This is a genomic window from Leisingera sp. M658 (assembly GCF_025144145.1).
In the GTDB taxonomy this organism is placed as follows: Bacteria; Pseudomonadota; Alphaproteobacteria; order Rhodobacterales; family Rhodobacteraceae; genus Leisingera.
Map to the genome: position 1 here is coordinate 720,443 of NZ_CP083546.1, position 13,431 is coordinate 733,873.

Genomic DNA, 13,431 nt, shown 5'->3' on the forward strand with positions numbered 1-13,431 from the left:
TGTGCCAGATTAAGGGCGGCCGGTTTTTCGGGGGCCATCCGGGAGACTGGCGGAGGGCGGACAACCCCTGGAAAAACCTGAATCTGGTGGCATTGCGGTCGTAAAATATCCCGCCAGCCGCCGCCCCACGTGGGCGGCGGTCCCCTTCCAACTTGCTGACCAGGACATGTGCCAAAATGCTAGGACCGGGACGCCGCGTCCGATGGGGCGTGACGGCAGCGCGGATTGAACGATCCGGTCGCAATCGGCGCAGGCCATGTGTTACCCGGCAGGCGATTTGCATGGCAAATCTGCCGAGAGGGCGCGGGCGGACAATGCGGTTCACCAGTGAGCCTTGTGGAGAGACCCAAGACGAACGCGACCGTCCAGCAGGCTTTCTGCTGCGTTGCAGCCCACGTCACCGAAACCGCCATTGAACCCCGTAATGAGATGCCGAAGCCATACCGTCCTTTTGCTGCGCGGTGTTTGAACTCGAATGGTGCGGGACAGAGCCACCCTTCGCTGCGGACGGGCCAATGGCAGCTATCTGAGCGAAGCGCCATGGGGAGCCAGCGCTATGACATTGATCTATCGCACTACCAATATGGTTCCGCCCAATACTGCCCAAATAGCCGAATGAGTTAGGGAGATGCGCGCAGGCGGCACCAACGCGTCCAAGTCGCCGGCAAAACTACTGGCAGGACTACTGGAAAACGGCGCTTTCCCACTCTTCGAGAAATGTCCGCCGCTTCAGTTTGTCCAAATAGGTAAGCAGCGCGGGTTCCAGAGCAATGGTCGACTGGCGAACACTGTCTTGCGCTGAAACAAGAGGCGGCAGCTTGATGTGTTTTTCACCAGCCTTGCTGGATTGCAGAAAGATCAGATGGCGGATGAACGCGGCTGCAATTTGGGGGTTTGGTGCGTCTTTTGAAACGAAGACGGTCCGCATTATTGTTGTCGGAAAATCGGACGGCAGGATGATCTGCAGACCATCATCCGGATTGGGGCGCGCCGCGGCATAGCTGCCAAGCACATTATAGGCAACTGCGATGGTACCGTTGGCGAGGTCATCAATCATCTCGCCCGAACAGCAATAGAGACGCACGCCCAGGCTTCCCATCACCTCCGTCAACCTCCAGTAGGTCTCGGAGGCGCGAGCATCCTGGGTGGCAAACAGATATCCGACGCCGGACTTACGAACATCATAGGTGCCGATCCGGTTGCGGAAGAAATCCGGCCGATCGCGCATGGCCTGGATCAATGCCTGCCTGGTTTTTGGAATTTCATGTCCGGAAAAAGCCGCGCGGTTAATCACAATGGCAGCAGGTTCGGTGGTGAAGGCAAAAAGACTGTGCCGCCATTGTGCCCAATCAGGGACTTCCAGCGCCGGAACGGCACGGGCGTAGCCATCATTAGCAAGTTTGAGCTGAAGATCCATCGCGCTGGAGATCGCCAGATCGAACGCCTGCGGCGCCTGACGGATCAACCTGTCTACTTCAATGGTTCCGGTGACCAGATATTCCACCGAGACATTCGGGTTCACCGTTAGAAAACTGGTAATGATCGGGGCGATGAACGAGGTGTCGGTGCTTGAGAGCACCCGCAGGGTCCGGGTCGCGGATTGCCCTTCAAAGACTTGCCGGTCTTCCCAGTCTTGCGCGGCCGCCAGCAACGGCCAAAGACAGATGATCACAGCGAAAAGATAACGCATGCGCCGCCTTCCGGTTTATTTGAAAGATCCAATGTCCCGCCATGCGCAACTGCAACATCCCGTGCGATCGTCAAGCCAAGCCCGGAACCGATGATGTTTTTGGCGTTTGCACCCCGGGTAAAACGTGACGCCAGGGTGCCGATCTCGTCCGCAGGGAAACCTTGCCCCTGGTCGCGGACTTCAACCTGCGCCCGGGGCTTCGACCTGATGCGGATATGGATGGCAGTTTCGCTTGGCGCATATTTGAGCGCATTGTCGATGATGTTGCGGAGGGCGTTCTGAAGCAGGATCGGGTCGCCTGAAATCGGCACCGTAGCTTCGGTATCCAACCGCAGCTCTACATCTTTCATCTCAGCCACCGGTGACAGGCGCTGCACAAGTTCCTTTGTCAGATCAACCAGGTCAAGGTTCTGGCGTTCCAGATGATCGGCGCGAAAAGTGATCATCGCATGATCCAGAAGCTGCCCGGCAGCGCGCGAACTTTCGTCGATAGCGCGCACCATGGCCCTTAATGCCTGGCGGTTTTCCTCCTTGCTGACGCGCTGCAAAGTTGCCTCGGCATGGGACCGGACCGTGGCCAGTGGCGTGCGCACCCGATGGGCGGCTTCGGCGATGAAATCTTCGGATTGCTGCAGGGAGTAGTCGAGGCGTGTCATAAACCTGTTCAGAGATGAGACCAGCGGGGCCATTTCCGACGGCACCGGCTGCGAGACCGGCCGCAGGTCCTGCGGCCCGCGGCGGGTCACTGACAGGGCAAGCCGCCTGAGCTGTCCAATGGTTGTGGAGGTTGCCCAGAACGACAGCAGTGTGGCCAGCAGAAAGAACCCCAAGCCAAAAATGGCGACGTTGCGGGAAATCAGGTTCAGCGTTCCGGCCAGAGCATCCTGGGTCTGCGCAATTGAGACCGTAATCCGGGTTTTGGCATCTGCCCCGATCAAGACACGCGATGCCGTAGCCAGGCGCATTTCGGCCCCGCGGAAAGCAACTGTCTGAAAGCCGGCCTTCTTTCCGGGCGGCATTTGCAAGCGCGGCAGGTCTTCATATCCCGACAACACGGTGTCATCCTGATAGATCGCATAAAATATCCGGTCATCGGATGCCGTCGCCAGCATGGCGAAAGACGCATAGGGAAAGTCGATTTCAACGGCACCATCACGCAGGATGGCCGCGTCCAGTATCGATGTCACCGAGGCGTTTATGATGTTGTCCTGGCCTCGCTGTGCAATTTGCGCCGCATAGCTCCGCGCCACAAAATATAAGAGAATGGCAAGCAGAGCTGCGCCGCCGATCAGGGTGATCGCCAGGCGGTTCCGCAACGATCCTGAAACACGAAACGCATCACTCATGGTCCAACCGGTATCCAAGACCGCGATGGGTGGTGATCTTGAGGCTGGAGTTCTCAAGGTGCTTGCGAAGCCTGCCTATATACACTTCAATCGCGTTTTCCGACACATCCTCATCGTAGGAAAAGAGGCTGTCGGCCAGCTTCTGTTTCGGGAAAATCCGGCCAGGAGCATTGATCAGAAGCTCAAGCAGCCGCAGTTCACGATTTCGCAGGTTGACGGTCTCGCCGCCAACCGCGAGGCGGCCTGCCACCGGATCAAAGGTCACGCCGCCGATGCGCAATACGGTTTGCGCAGTACCGGTCTTGCGGCGCAGCACGGCGCGGCAACGCGCCTGAAGCTCGGCGTGATCAAACGGTTTGGTGAGATAATCATCCGCTCCGAGATCCAGCAGGCTGATTCTGTCGGAAACCTGGGAACGCGCGGTCAGAACGATGACAGGTGTGTCCTTCTCCCGGGCCCGGTGCTGCTTGAGAAACGTCCGGCCATCCCCATCCGGCAGCATAATATCCAGCAGAATCAGATCATAATCGCCAACTTCGGAATAAGTGATGGCATCCCGGATTTTACACGCATGATCAACCACATGACCGTCAAATTTCAACCGTGAACAAATCGCATTTGCCAGGTCGGCATTATCTTCGATCAAGAGAAACTTCATCAGGATTTACCCCGCTTTTTGCGGCGTGACAGGTCTGTGTCAGGTTGGCGTGTTTGAATGTCTCAACTGAGCCGTCTTGCGGACAGTTGTCAAATGGGAGGAAAAAATGACGACATTCAAAATCGGCCGTCGCGTCCTTATGGCGGCCGCTGTTGCGGCGCTTGGTCTTGGAGCGCCCGCATCTGCCGCCGAAGAACCAGTCCTCGACAGTATTCACTTTCTGATTCCAGGCGGTGCCGGCGGCGGATGGGACGGCACAGCCCGTGGCACTGGCGAGGCCCTGACCAAGGCTGGGCTTGTCGGCAACGCATCCTACGAAAACATGTCCGGGGGCGGCGGTGGCAAGGCCATCGGCTATCTCATCGAAAACTCTGAAAGCAACCACGGCACCTTAATGGTCAACTCGACACCCATCGTGATCCGGTCACTGACAGGTGTGTTTCCGCATAACTTCCGCGATCTGACCTTGGTTGCCGGTACAATCGGTGATTATGCCGCGCTGGTTGTTGGCAAGGACAGCCCTATCGACTCTATGGAAGACCTTTTGGCCGCCTTCGACGCCGATCCGCGCGCAACTGCGATTGGCGGTGGTTCGGTTCCCGGCGGCATGGACCATCTGGTCGCCGCGATGGTGATGGAAGCAGCGGGCAAGGATCCGCTGGACGTCAAATACATTCCGTACGATGCGGGCGGCAAAGCCATGGCCGCGCTTTTGTCGGGTGAAATTGCAGCCCTGTCGACCGGTTTTTCGGAAGCAGTGGACCTGGCGGCTGCGGGCGAGATCAAAATCATCGGGGTGACATCCGAGGAGCGCGTTGCGGCAGCACCGGATGCGATGACGATGAAAGAACAGGGCATCGGTACGACATTTGTGAATTGGCGCGGTTTCTTCGGCGCGCCGGGGCTGCCGGCGGACAAGGTCGCCATGTACCAGGCGGCACTTTCAAAGATGTATGACACGCCGGAGTGGGAGGATGTCCGAGGCCGCAACGGCTGGGTCAATATCCACAACTCGGGCGATGCGTTCAAAACCTTCCTGGAAGAGCAGGAACAAGTCATCGGCGATTTGATGAAAAAGCTGGGCTTCCTGTGAAGCCCGGACTGGCAGAGCGGGTGATCGCTCTGCTCGTTGCAACGGGAGGGAAAAATGGCACTTGATCGTTGGATTGCACTGATATTGCTAGGTATTTGCCTGACTTATGGCTTTACCGCCTGGTTCACGATGGATACGGGGCTTGCACCGTTCATGCAGCGCAACCCGATCTGGCCAAGCACCTTTCCCAAAGTGCTTTCAATCCTGGGCGTGCTCGCCTCGCTGGTTGTTCTTCTGGGGCTCGAAAAGGGCGACGTGACGATTGGTGAAATCGATTACCGGCGGCTGGGCGAATACAAGCTAGGGCAGGCCATCCTGCTGCTGGCGCTGATGGTTGCCTATGCGCTGTGCCTGCGCCCGCTGGGCTTCATCGTTTCAACCGCTGCCTTTCTGATCCTCGGCTCGTTTGTTCTGGGAGAGCGCAAGTGGCATATCATGATCATCGTTGCGCTGATCGCCACATTGGTTGTCTGGTACCTGGTGCAACAGGTCCTTGGCATTTACATGCGCCCGCTGCCGGGCTTTTTCGGAGGCTGATATGCTTGAAGGACTTCTCATCGGTCTGCAAACGGCGTTCTCAATCCAAAATCTTTTGATGGTGATCGGCGGTTGCCTGATCGGTACTTTTATCGGCATGCTTCCCGGTCTTGGGCCAATGTCGATCATCGCCATCATGATTCCGGTGGCGATTTCAATGGGCGATCCATCGGCGGCACTGATTTTGCTGGCCGGTGTCTACTACGGGGCCATTTTTGGCGGCTCAACCTCGTCGATCCTGCTGAACGCTCCAGGCGTCGCAGGAACGGTAGCTTCGAGTTTTGACGGATATCCGATGGCCAAGCAGGGCAAGGCCGGCAAGGCCCTGACTATTGCCGCCATTGCCAGCTTTTGCGGCGGCACCGTGGGGGCGCTGCTGTTGATGGTTTTTGCCCCCGCCCTGTCCTCGGTCGCGCTTCTCTTTCACTCGGCTGAGTATTTTGCACTGATGGTCGTCGGCCTGTCGGCGATTGCGGCCTTTGCTGGCACCGGGCAGGTTGCCAAGGCTCTGTTGATGACTGTGCTTGGCCTGATCATGGCGACAGTTGGGGAGGGCGCATTGTTCAACCTGCCGCGCTTCACGATGGGGATCATGGATCTGCAATCCGGCTTCGGTTTCATCACTCTTGCCATGGCGATGTTCGCCCTGCCCGAAGCGCTCTTTTTGGTGTTGAAGCCAAAGGAGACACATGACGGCAGCGGTGACGAGATCAAGGATTTGCGGATCAACCGTGCCGAGGCCAAGGCCATCGCACCAGTGATTGGCAGGCAGTCGCTACAAGGTTTCTTCATCGGAGTTCTGCCAGGCGCAGGCGCAACGATCGCCAGCTTTCTGGGATATGCGGTCGAACGTAACATCGCAACCAAGGACGAGCAGGCTGAATTTGGCAAAGGCTCGATCAAGGGTCTTGCCGCCCCGGAAACAGCCAATAATGCCGCCTGCACCGGTTCATTTGTGCCCTTGCTGACCCTGGGCATTCCCGGTTCGGGCACGACCGCGATTCTGCTCGGCGCGCTCATCGCACTGAACGTAACACCCGGCCCGCGTTTGATGATTGACGAACCGCAGGTGTTCTGGGCAGTCATTATGTCGATGTTTATTGGCAATCTGGTGTTGCTCGTACTGAACCTGCCGTTGATCCCCTACATCGCCAAGGTGCTTTTGGTTCCGCGCAACTACCTGATCCCCTTCATTCTCTTTTTCACGCTGATGGGGGCGTATATTGGTCAAAACAACGCGACCGAATTGCTGATCCTGGTGGGGTTCGGCATCTGCGCCACGGCACTGAGGTTTGCCGACTATCCACTTGCCCCCCTGCTTATCGGGTTCATTCTTGGCGGCATGCTCGAAGATAATTTCGCCCGTTCGATGCAGCTCTACGATGGTGTTTCGTTCATTTGGGAACGCCCGATTACAGTCGGCCTTCTCGTGGTCGCGGGCCTGCTTGTCGTTCTTCCCGGTTATCGGGCAAGGCGGGCCGCACTGCGTGCCTCAGGCACAGCTGATGGTGATTAGGCGGCGAAATTTGGAACCTGGTCTACGCCCGCCGTTCAGCGCCTTGTACCAGTTCGAGTGTGCCGCAGAAAACGTAGCTTGAGCTCTTGCCGGTTTTCTCTGCGCAGAAGACGAGCGGCTGCTCTGCTGAAATCGCATGGGCAAAGAGCGTTCCGGTATTTGGCGTCAACACGCTCTTTGCCCATGCTTACAGCGCGAACAGGTGTAGATCAAAGCAACACGGCAGATGTTTTCAGCCGGATGAACAGGGGAGGCTGGCAGAAATGTGATGACCCTTGGCGCGATTGCCGCTTAAGCTGGCTGCATGCGGGTTTTGCAGCTTCTGGTTATCTCGACGCTCTCCCTCTGGCCGTTGCGGGCAGCGGCCTGCGATCTGGCATTGGTGCTGGCAGTGGATGTCTCGGGGTCGGTGGATGCCGAGGAGTACCGCATTCAGATGGACGGGCTGGCGGCGGGGCTGCGCGACGGGGTGGTGTCAGAGGCGCTGGTCAAGGCGCGTGCGCAGGTGCTGTTGGTGCAATGGTCCGGCGAGTCACGGCAGGAGGTGACGTTGCCTTGGGCTCCGGTGCGCAGTTTTGCCGATGTCGAGGCATTGGCCCGGCAGATCGAACAGGCGCCGCGGCCCTGGCGCAATTACTCCACTGCAGTGGGGGAGGCGCTGTTTCTGGCGCTGGATCAGTTTTCCGCAGTGCCGGATTGCAGGCGCAGGGTGATCGACATTTCCGGCGACGGATTTTCCAATGAAGGTGTTGAGCCGCGCGAAGCGCATGGGGCGCTGTCTGCCCTTGGGGTGACAGTGAACGCCATCGCCATCGAGCAGAGCGAACCGGATCTGACAGCCTATTTTTTTGAAAATGTGATCCGCGGCGACGGGGCTTTTGTGGTCACCGCCTCCAGCTTTGACGACTACCCTGCGCGGATCCGCAAGAAGCTGGTGCGGGAGGTTGCAAAGCAGACAGCTGCGCTGCCGCCCGAGGCAGACAGGAGGGCGCTGGCTTTGCAGTGATTTGCAGATTGTCTTGTGATTCTGCAAAAATTTTCCAATTTGTAAATTTGTGATCACTAATTATTTGCTGTGATCACAAGTCGTGGCCTTTTAGCGCCAACAGAGCAATTTCCCGTGTTTTTTAACACTTCCTTCGGGTGACACGCCGTAAAAATCGGCTAAAACGTCGTCAGCCAACCTGAAAAGGAGCCAACATGGCCGATGTCAATCGGGGCAACCGCCCGCTTTCGCCGCATTTGCAGGTCTACCGGCCGCAGCTGACCTCCCTGACGTCGATCCTGACCCGGATCACCGGCAATGCGCTGATCGTCTCGGCGCTGCTGATTGCCTGGTGGTTCCTGGCCGCCGCAACCTCGCCTGAATACTTCACCATTGCCAATGGCGTGCTGACCAGCTGGTTCGGCGATCTGGTGATGACCTTGTCGGCGCTGGGCCTTTGGTATCACACACTGGCGGGTATCCGGCACCTGATCTGGGACAACGGCTATATGCTGGACCTGGACCAGGCCGAGAAGCTGGGCTGGTTTGTGATCACAGGATCAGTGATCCTGACCGTTCTGACCATTATTATCGTCTAAGCTGAAGGACACACGCGATGCGATTTCTGACTGACCGCAAGCGCGCCGTTGGCATGGGCGCTGCAAAATCCGGAACCAGCCATCATTGGGCGATGCAGGTGAGCTCGGTTGCTCTCTTGATCCTGGTGCCGCTGTTTGTCTTCACCTTCGGCTCCGCGCTGGGCGGATCTTACGAGGAGATCACCGCCTATTATTCGCGCCCGTTCCCGGCGCTTGTGGCGGCGCTGACCATCTGGGTCGGCATGATGCACTTCAAGTCCGGCGCCCAGATCATGATCGAGGACTATGTTCACGGCGTCAAAGGCCGTCTGACGATCATTCTGGTCAACTGCCTGTCTTATGTTGTCGCCGCGACCAGCGCCTATGCGTTGATCCGCCTGGCCCTGTAATCTCCGAGGTTTCCATCAATGGCTGCTTACGAATACGAAACACATGAATATGACGTGGTCGTGGTTGGCGCCGGCGGGGCTGGCCTCCGCGCGACGCTGGGCATGGCGGAACAGGGGCTGCGCACTGCATGCGTGACCAAGGTGTTCCCGACCCGCTCCCACACCGTGGCGGCGCAGGGCGGTATTGCCGCCAGCCTGGGCAACATGGGCCCCGACAGCTGGCAGTGGCATATGTATGACACCGTCAAGGGCTCCGACTGGCTGGGCGATACCGACGCGATGGAATACCTGGCGCGCGAAGCCCCCAAGGCTGTTTACGAGCTGGAACATTATGGCGTGCCGTTCTCGCGTACTGAGGAAGGCAAGATCTACCAGCGCCCGTTCGGCGGCCACACCACTGAATTCGGCGAAGGCCCCGCCGTGCAGCGCACCTGTGCCGCGGCTGACCGGACCGGCCACGCGATCCTGCACACGCTGTATGGCCAGTCGCTCAAGAACAACGCGGAATTCTATATCGAGTATTTCGCCATCGACCTGATCATGTCCGACGACGGGCAGTGCCAGGGCGTGGTGTGCTGGAAGCTCGATGATGGCACCATGCATATCTTCAACGCCAAGATGGTGGTGCTGGCGACCGGCGGTTATGGCCGCGCCTATTTCTCCGCCACTTCGGCGCATACCTGTACCGGCGACGGCGGCGGCATGGTGGCGCGCGCCGGTCTGGCGCTGCAGGACATGGAGTTCGTGCAATTCCACCCGACCGGCATCTACGGCTCCGGCTGCCTGATCACCGAGGGCGCGCGCGGCGAGGGCGGCTATCTGACTAACTCCGAAGGTGAGCGGTTCATGGAGCGCTATGCGCCCCAGTACAAGGATCTGGCGCCGCGCGACTATGTCAGCCGCTCGATGACCATGGAAATCCGAGAAGGCCGCGGTGTGGGCGCCGAGGGCGACCATATCCACCTGAACCTTTCACACCTGCCGGCCGAAGCGCTGGCGGAGCGGCTGCCGGGCATTTCCGAAAGCGCTAAAATCTTTGCTGGTGTGGACGTCACCAAGGAGCCGATCCCGGTTCTGCCCACCGTGCATTACAACATGGGCGGCATCCCGACCAACTATTGGGGTGAGGTGCTGAACCCGACGGCTGACGACCCGACCGGTGTGGTGCCGGGCCTGATGGCCGTGGGCGAGGCTGGCTGCGCCTCGGTGCATGGTGCCAACCGGCTTGGCTCCAACTCGCTGATTGATCTGGTGGTCTTTGGCCGCGCCTCCGCCATCCGTGCGGGCAAGGTTGTGGACCCTGAGGCAGCAAATCCGGTGCTGAACACGGCTTCCGTTGATAAGGCATTCGACCGTTTCGATGCCTTGCGCAATGCCAAGGGCGGCATCCCGACCGCGGATCTGCGGCTGGAGATGCAGAAATGCATGCAGGCCGACGCTGCCGTGTTCCGCACTGCGGAAACCATGGCCGAAGGCGTAGAAAAGATGACCGCGATCGCCGCCAAGCTGGACGACCTGCAGGTGACCGACCGGTCGCTGGTCTGGAACTCCGACCTGATGGAAACGCTGGAGCTGACAAACCTGATGCCCAGTGCATTGGCCACCATCGTCGGCGCCGAAGCCCGCAAGGAAAGCCGCGGCGCGCATGCGCATGAGGATTTCTCGACCCGCGACGATGAAAACTGGCGTGTCCACACCGTCTCCCGCGTGGCGGGCAACAAGGTAGAACTCAGCTACCGTCCGGTGATCACCGACCCGTTGTCGACCGAAGCCGAAGGCGGTATCAGCCTCAAGAAAATCGCGCCGAAGGCGAGGACGTTCTGATGAAAAAGCTTACACTTTCTGTTGGCCTGGCAATGGCCTGCTTTACCATGCCGGCCTCGGCTAACCCGATCCTCTATGCGATGAACGAACAGCCTTATTGTTTGGAAGAGGTCGCTAATTCGGAGGTCCTTCATGTCAAAGGCCTTAAGCGTGTTGGCAACAGCGGTGTCCGCATGACGATCAAGCAGAGCAAGAGGGTCGAGGCCAAGGCCAAAGACTTCCGAACCGCAAGATCGGCCTTCACGGCCTGTATGGCGCGCAGACTCGAAGCCCATTCTGTAACGGTCGAGTAATCGCCAGGGACCCGAAGGAGACAGACCATGGTTCAATTCAGCCTTCCCAAGAACTCCAAGATCACCACCGGCAAGACCTGGCCCAAGCCGGACGGCGCCAGCAATGTGCGCAAGTTCAAGATCTACCGCTGGAACCCGGATGACGGCCAGAACCCGCGTGTCGATACCTATTTCCTGGACATGGACAGCTGCGGCCCGATGGTGCTGGACGCGCTGATCAAGATCAAGAACGAGATCGACCCGACGCTGACTTTCCGCCGCTCCTGCCGCGAGGGGATCTGCGGGTCGTGTGCGATGAACATCGACGGCATCAACACGCTGGCCTGCATTTATGGCATGGATGAGATCAAGGGCGATGTGGCGATCTATCCGCTGCCGCATATGCCGGTGGTCAAGGACCTGATCCCGGACCTGACACACTTCTATGCCCAGCATGCTTCAATCATGCCTTGGCTGGAAACCAAGACCAACCGCCCCGCCAAAGAGTGGAAGCAGTCGATTGAGGACCGCAAGAAGCTGGATGGGCTTTATGAATGCGTGATGTGCGCCAGCTGCTCAACGTCCTGCCCAAGCTACTGGTGGAACGGCGACCGTTACCTTGGACCCGCAGCCCTCCTGCACGCCTACCGCTGGATCATCGACAGCCGGGATGAGGCGACGCCGGAACGTCTGGATCAGCTGGAAGACCCGTTCAAGCTCTACCGCTGCCATACCATCATGAACTGTGCCAAGACCTGCCCCAAGGGTCTGAACCCGGCCAAGGCGATTTCACATATCAAGCAAATGATGGTCGAGCGCAGCGTTTGATATGCAACAAGACTGATCCGCAAGGATCCGCTGCCCAGCAGCGATGAAAATTGCACCGCCCCCGGTTTCCTGCGAAACCGGGGGTATTGTTTTTCCCCAGGCAGACGGCAGGCACAGAAATGAAATCCATCTTTCCGGCCATTGCGGCCTTGAGCATTCTTTCAGGCTGCTTGTCGGCGGCAGACAATGACCGCTTGGGCGCGCAGCTTGCTGCCACCGACGCCCGCATCCCCGGTTGTATCGACGCGGCAGGCATCACCGGCCAGTACCGGGTGCGGACCGAGTTCCTGGGCCATGGGGCCGGGGCGATTGTCTTGCGGACCGTGCAGCCTGGGCAAAATGTGACGGACAGGCAGGCGGCGCAGGCAACCTCCTGCATTAACGCCTGACGCATGCGGGTTGAGCTTCGGTTGAGCCGCCCCTAGGCTGCAGGCATGCAACCACATGTTTTTGCCATTCTTTTAGCCGGGCTTGCCGGTCTCGCCATGCCGTTAGGCGGCTTCCTTGCCTGGTGCGAGCATATCCGCAACCCGATGCTCCGGGACGAGGTGCTGCACACCATCGGGGCCATTGGCGGCGGGGCGCTGGCCTCGGCGGTGGCGCTGGTGCTGGTGCCGGAAGCGGCCGAGGTGCTGCCGCCCGCTTGGGCGGTTGGCCTGTTTGCCGCTGGCGGAGCGGTGTTTTATGCGGTCGATGCGCTGTTGCAGCGCCGTGGCGGCAGCGGCGCCTTGCTGATGGCGATGCTGCTGGACTACCTGCCGGAAGCGATGGCGCTGGGGGCTATGCTGGTGGCGGATGCGGCCACCGCCAAGCTGCTGGCGCTGATGATCTTCCTGCAGAACCTGCCCGAAGGCTTTGCCGCCTTCCGCGAAGTCTGGAGTGGCAGCAGCCCGGCCTGGCATGTGTTGCTGGCCTTTCTTGGGCTGGCCGCGCTCGGGCCTGCCTGTGCGCTGGTTGGGCTTTTTTGGCTGGCGGACGCCCGTGCTGCGCTGGGGGCGATCATGATCTTTGCGGCTGGCGGCATTCTCTATCTGCTGTTCCAGGATATTGCGCCCAAGGCCCATTCCAGCCGCAGCAGCGTGCCGGCACTGGGTGCGGTTGCCGGTTTTGCGCTGGGGCTGGCCGGGGAGCTTCTGACCGGCTGAGACTTGCCTGCGGGGTTTGCAATGCGGTGCTTGCATGACGCCTTTGCACAATCATCTGCTGCAGCGGGTTTGGCCTGCGCCTATCCTCCTGCGCAAGGGAGGACCGTGCCAGACTATGGAGGCAACCCGATGGACACCGTGAAACCGCAAAAGAAGCAGGCTGCACAAGACGCGCTGGACGCGCTGGAGCAAGCCTTCGCCTATTACACCCCGGAACCGCTGCCGGCGGTTGAGCAGGCTGACCCCGGCGAATGGGTGATCGAATACTATCAGGCGGCCTGAGTGCCATAGTGGTTGAGCTTGCTGCTGCCGCCGCATAGGTAAGGGCCATGCCCCTATTGCTGCTGCTTCTCCTCGCCGGTGTGTTCGGCTATTTCCTGTGGCGCCGCAGCGCTTCCGGCCTGACCCGCGATTGCCGCTGGCGCCAGCAGCGTGCCAAAAGTCAATGGCGCTGCAGCTATTGCGGTGCGGTTGCGCCAGGCGGGGAAGCCCCGCGGATCTGCGGCAATCCGCAGCGCAAGCCCTAAGGGAAGCTCTCCCGCGCCCGCA

At 59.5% G+C, this 13,431-nt stretch carries 16 protein-coding genes; 13 read left to right on the top strand and 3 right to left on the bottom strand.

Annotated features, from left to right (window positions below):
* Positions 1 to 682 precede the first annotated feature (682 nt).
* The 3 genes from K3724_RS03730 to K3724_RS03740 are packed head-to-tail and all read right to left on the bottom strand — an operon-like array spanning position 683 to position 3,694.
* Positions 683 to 1,690, bottom strand: a complete 1,008-nt coding sequence (locus K3724_RS03730) for an ABC transporter substrate-binding protein (protein ID WP_259990197.1) — start codon at positions 1,688 to 1,690, stop codon at positions 683 to 685.
* Positions 1,669 to 3,036 (bottom strand): sensor histidine kinase, encoded by a 1,368-nt coding sequence (locus tag K3724_RS03735; RefSeq protein ID WP_259990199.1) that lies wholly within the window; start codon positions 3,034 to 3,036, stop codon positions 1,669 to 1,671. The genes K3724_RS03730 and K3724_RS03735 overlap by 22 nt, the downstream gene beginning before the upstream one ends.
* Positions 3,029 to 3,694 (bottom strand): response regulator transcription factor, encoded by a 666-nt coding sequence (locus tag K3724_RS03740; RefSeq protein WP_259990201.1) that lies wholly within the window; start codon positions 3,692 to 3,694, stop codon positions 3,029 to 3,031. Before K3724_RS03740 ends, K3724_RS03735 begins: the two co-directional genes overlap by 8 nt.
* 106 nt (positions 3,695 to 3,800) lie before the next feature.
* Here K3724_RS03740 and K3724_RS03745 point away from each other — a divergent pair, with 106 nt between their 5' ends.
* The 13 genes from K3724_RS03745 to K3724_RS03805 all read left to right on the top strand — a co-directional run bounded on the left by K3724_RS03745 (position 3,801) and on the right by K3724_RS03805 (position 13,409).
* The gene (locus K3724_RS03745) at positions 3,801 to 4,787 is read left to right on the top strand and encodes a tripartite tricarboxylate transporter substrate binding protein (RefSeq protein WP_259990203.1); all 987 of its coding nucleotides are present in this window, start codon (positions 3,801 to 3,803) and stop codon (positions 4,785 to 4,787) included.
* Between the two features lie 54 nt (positions 4,788 to 4,841).
* Positions 4,842 to 5,324 carry a tripartite tricarboxylate transporter TctB family protein gene (locus tag K3724_RS03750; RefSeq protein ID WP_237455280.1) on the top strand — a complete coding sequence of 161 codons (483 nt, stop codon included), beginning with the start codon at positions 4,842 to 4,844 and terminating at the stop codon, positions 5,322 to 5,324.
* A gap of 1 nt (position 5,325) precedes the next feature.
* Positions 5,326 to 6,840: a tripartite tricarboxylate transporter permease gene (locus K3724_RS03755; protein WP_259990206.1), complete on the top strand. Its 1,515-nt coding sequence runs from the start codon at positions 5,326 to 5,328 to the stop codon at positions 6,838 to 6,840.
* 304 nt (positions 6,841 to 7,144) lie between these two features.
* Positions 7,145 to 7,846 (top strand): DUF1194 domain-containing protein, encoded by a 702-nt coding sequence (locus tag K3724_RS03760; RefSeq protein WP_259990208.1) that lies wholly within the window; start codon positions 7,145 to 7,147, stop codon positions 7,844 to 7,846.
* Positions 7,847 to 8,040: 194 nt separating this feature from the next.
* On the top strand, positions 8,041 to 8,424 hold the full coding sequence (sdhC, locus tag K3724_RS03765) for a succinate dehydrogenase, cytochrome b556 subunit (protein ID WP_259990210.1): 384 nt from the start codon (positions 8,041 to 8,043) through the stop codon (positions 8,422 to 8,424).
* 17 nt (positions 8,425 to 8,441) lie between these two features.
* On the top strand, positions 8,442 to 8,813 hold the full coding sequence (sdhD, locus tag K3724_RS03770) for a succinate dehydrogenase, hydrophobic membrane anchor protein (RefSeq protein ID WP_259990212.1): 372 nt from the start codon (positions 8,442 to 8,444) through the stop codon (positions 8,811 to 8,813).
* Between the two features lie 18 nt (positions 8,814 to 8,831).
* A complete protein-coding gene (gene sdhA / locus K3724_RS03775; RefSeq protein WP_259990213.1) occupies positions 8,832 to 10,637 on the top strand; it encodes a succinate dehydrogenase flavoprotein subunit in 1,806 nt (601 codons plus the stop codon).
* Positions 10,637 to 10,930, top strand: coding sequence for a hypothetical protein (locus K3724_RS03780; protein WP_259990215.1), 294 nt, complete (start codon positions 10,637 to 10,639; stop codon positions 10,928 to 10,930). The genes sdhA and K3724_RS03780 overlap by 1 nt, the downstream gene beginning before the upstream one ends.
* 27 nt (positions 10,931 to 10,957) lie before the next feature.
* Positions 10,958 to 11,737, top strand: a complete 780-nt coding sequence (locus K3724_RS03785; RefSeq protein WP_129369894.1) for a succinate dehydrogenase iron-sulfur subunit — start codon at positions 10,958 to 10,960, stop codon at positions 11,735 to 11,737.
* A 149-nt stretch (positions 11,738 to 11,886) separates the two neighbouring features.
* Positions 11,887 to 12,126, top strand: a complete 240-nt coding sequence (locus K3724_RS03790; protein WP_259990218.1) for a hypothetical protein — start codon at positions 11,887 to 11,889, stop codon at positions 12,124 to 12,126.
* 45 nt (positions 12,127 to 12,171) lie between these two features.
* Complete coding sequence (locus K3724_RS03795; RefSeq protein ID WP_259990220.1) at positions 12,172 to 12,882, top strand: ZIP family metal transporter; 711 nt, start codon at positions 12,172 to 12,174, stop codon at positions 12,880 to 12,882.
* Positions 12,883 to 12,987: 105 nt separating this feature from the next.
* Positions 12,988 to 13,164, top strand: coding sequence for a hypothetical protein (locus K3724_RS03800; RefSeq protein ID WP_259990221.1), 177 nt, complete (start codon positions 12,988 to 12,990; stop codon positions 13,162 to 13,164).
* 47 nt (positions 13,165 to 13,211) lie between these two features.
* Positions 13,212 to 13,409 carry a hypothetical protein gene (locus K3724_RS03805; protein WP_259990223.1) on the top strand — a complete coding sequence of 66 codons (198 nt, stop codon included), beginning with the start codon at positions 13,212 to 13,214 and terminating at the stop codon, positions 13,407 to 13,409.
* Positions 13,410 to 13,431 lie beyond the last annotated feature (22 nt).

Bases quoted from the DNA above. Each gene is read 5' to 3' on its own strand.
- K3724_RS03730 (WP_259990197.1), bottom strand. From the start codon at position 1,690: ATGCGTTATCTTTTCGCTGTGATCATCTGTCTTTGGCCGTTGCTGGCG.
- K3724_RS03735 (WP_259990199.1), bottom strand. From the start codon at position 3,036: ATGAGTGATGCGTTTCGTGTTTCAGGATCGTTGCGGAACCGCCTGGCG.
- K3724_RS03740 (WP_259990201.1), bottom strand. From the start codon at position 3,694: ATGAAGTTTCTCTTGATCGAAGATAATGCCGACCTGGCAAATGCGATT.
- K3724_RS03745 (WP_259990203.1), top strand. From the start codon at position 3,801: ATGACGACATTCAAAATCGGCCGTCGCGTCCTTATGGCGGCCGCTGTT.
- K3724_RS03750 (WP_237455280.1), top strand. From the start codon at position 4,842: ATGGCACTTGATCGTTGGATTGCACTGATATTGCTAGGTATTTGCCTG.
- K3724_RS03755 (WP_259990206.1), top strand. From the start codon at position 5,326: ATGCTTGAAGGACTTCTCATCGGTCTGCAAACGGCGTTCTCAATCCAA.
- K3724_RS03760 (WP_259990208.1), top strand. From the start codon at position 7,145: ATGCGGGTTTTGCAGCTTCTGGTTATCTCGACGCTCTCCCTCTGGCCG.
- sdhC (WP_259990210.1), top strand. From the start codon at position 8,041: ATGGCCGATGTCAATCGGGGCAACCGCCCGCTTTCGCCGCATTTGCAG.
- sdhD (WP_259990212.1), top strand. From the start codon at position 8,442: ATGCGATTTCTGACTGACCGCAAGCGCGCCGTTGGCATGGGCGCTGCA.
- sdhA (WP_259990213.1), top strand. From the start codon at position 8,832: ATGGCTGCTTACGAATACGAAACACATGAATATGACGTGGTCGTGGTT.
- K3724_RS03780 (WP_259990215.1), top strand. From the start codon at position 10,637: ATGAAAAAGCTTACACTTTCTGTTGGCCTGGCAATGGCCTGCTTTACC.
- K3724_RS03785 (WP_129369894.1), top strand. From the start codon at position 10,958: ATGGTTCAATTCAGCCTTCCCAAGAACTCCAAGATCACCACCGGCAAG.
- K3724_RS03795 (WP_259990220.1), top strand. From the start codon at position 12,172: ATGCAACCACATGTTTTTGCCATTCTTTTAGCCGGGCTTGCCGGTCTC.
- K3724_RS03805 (WP_259990223.1), top strand. From the start codon at position 13,212: ATGCCCCTATTGCTGCTGCTTCTCCTCGCCGGTGTGTTCGGCTATTTC.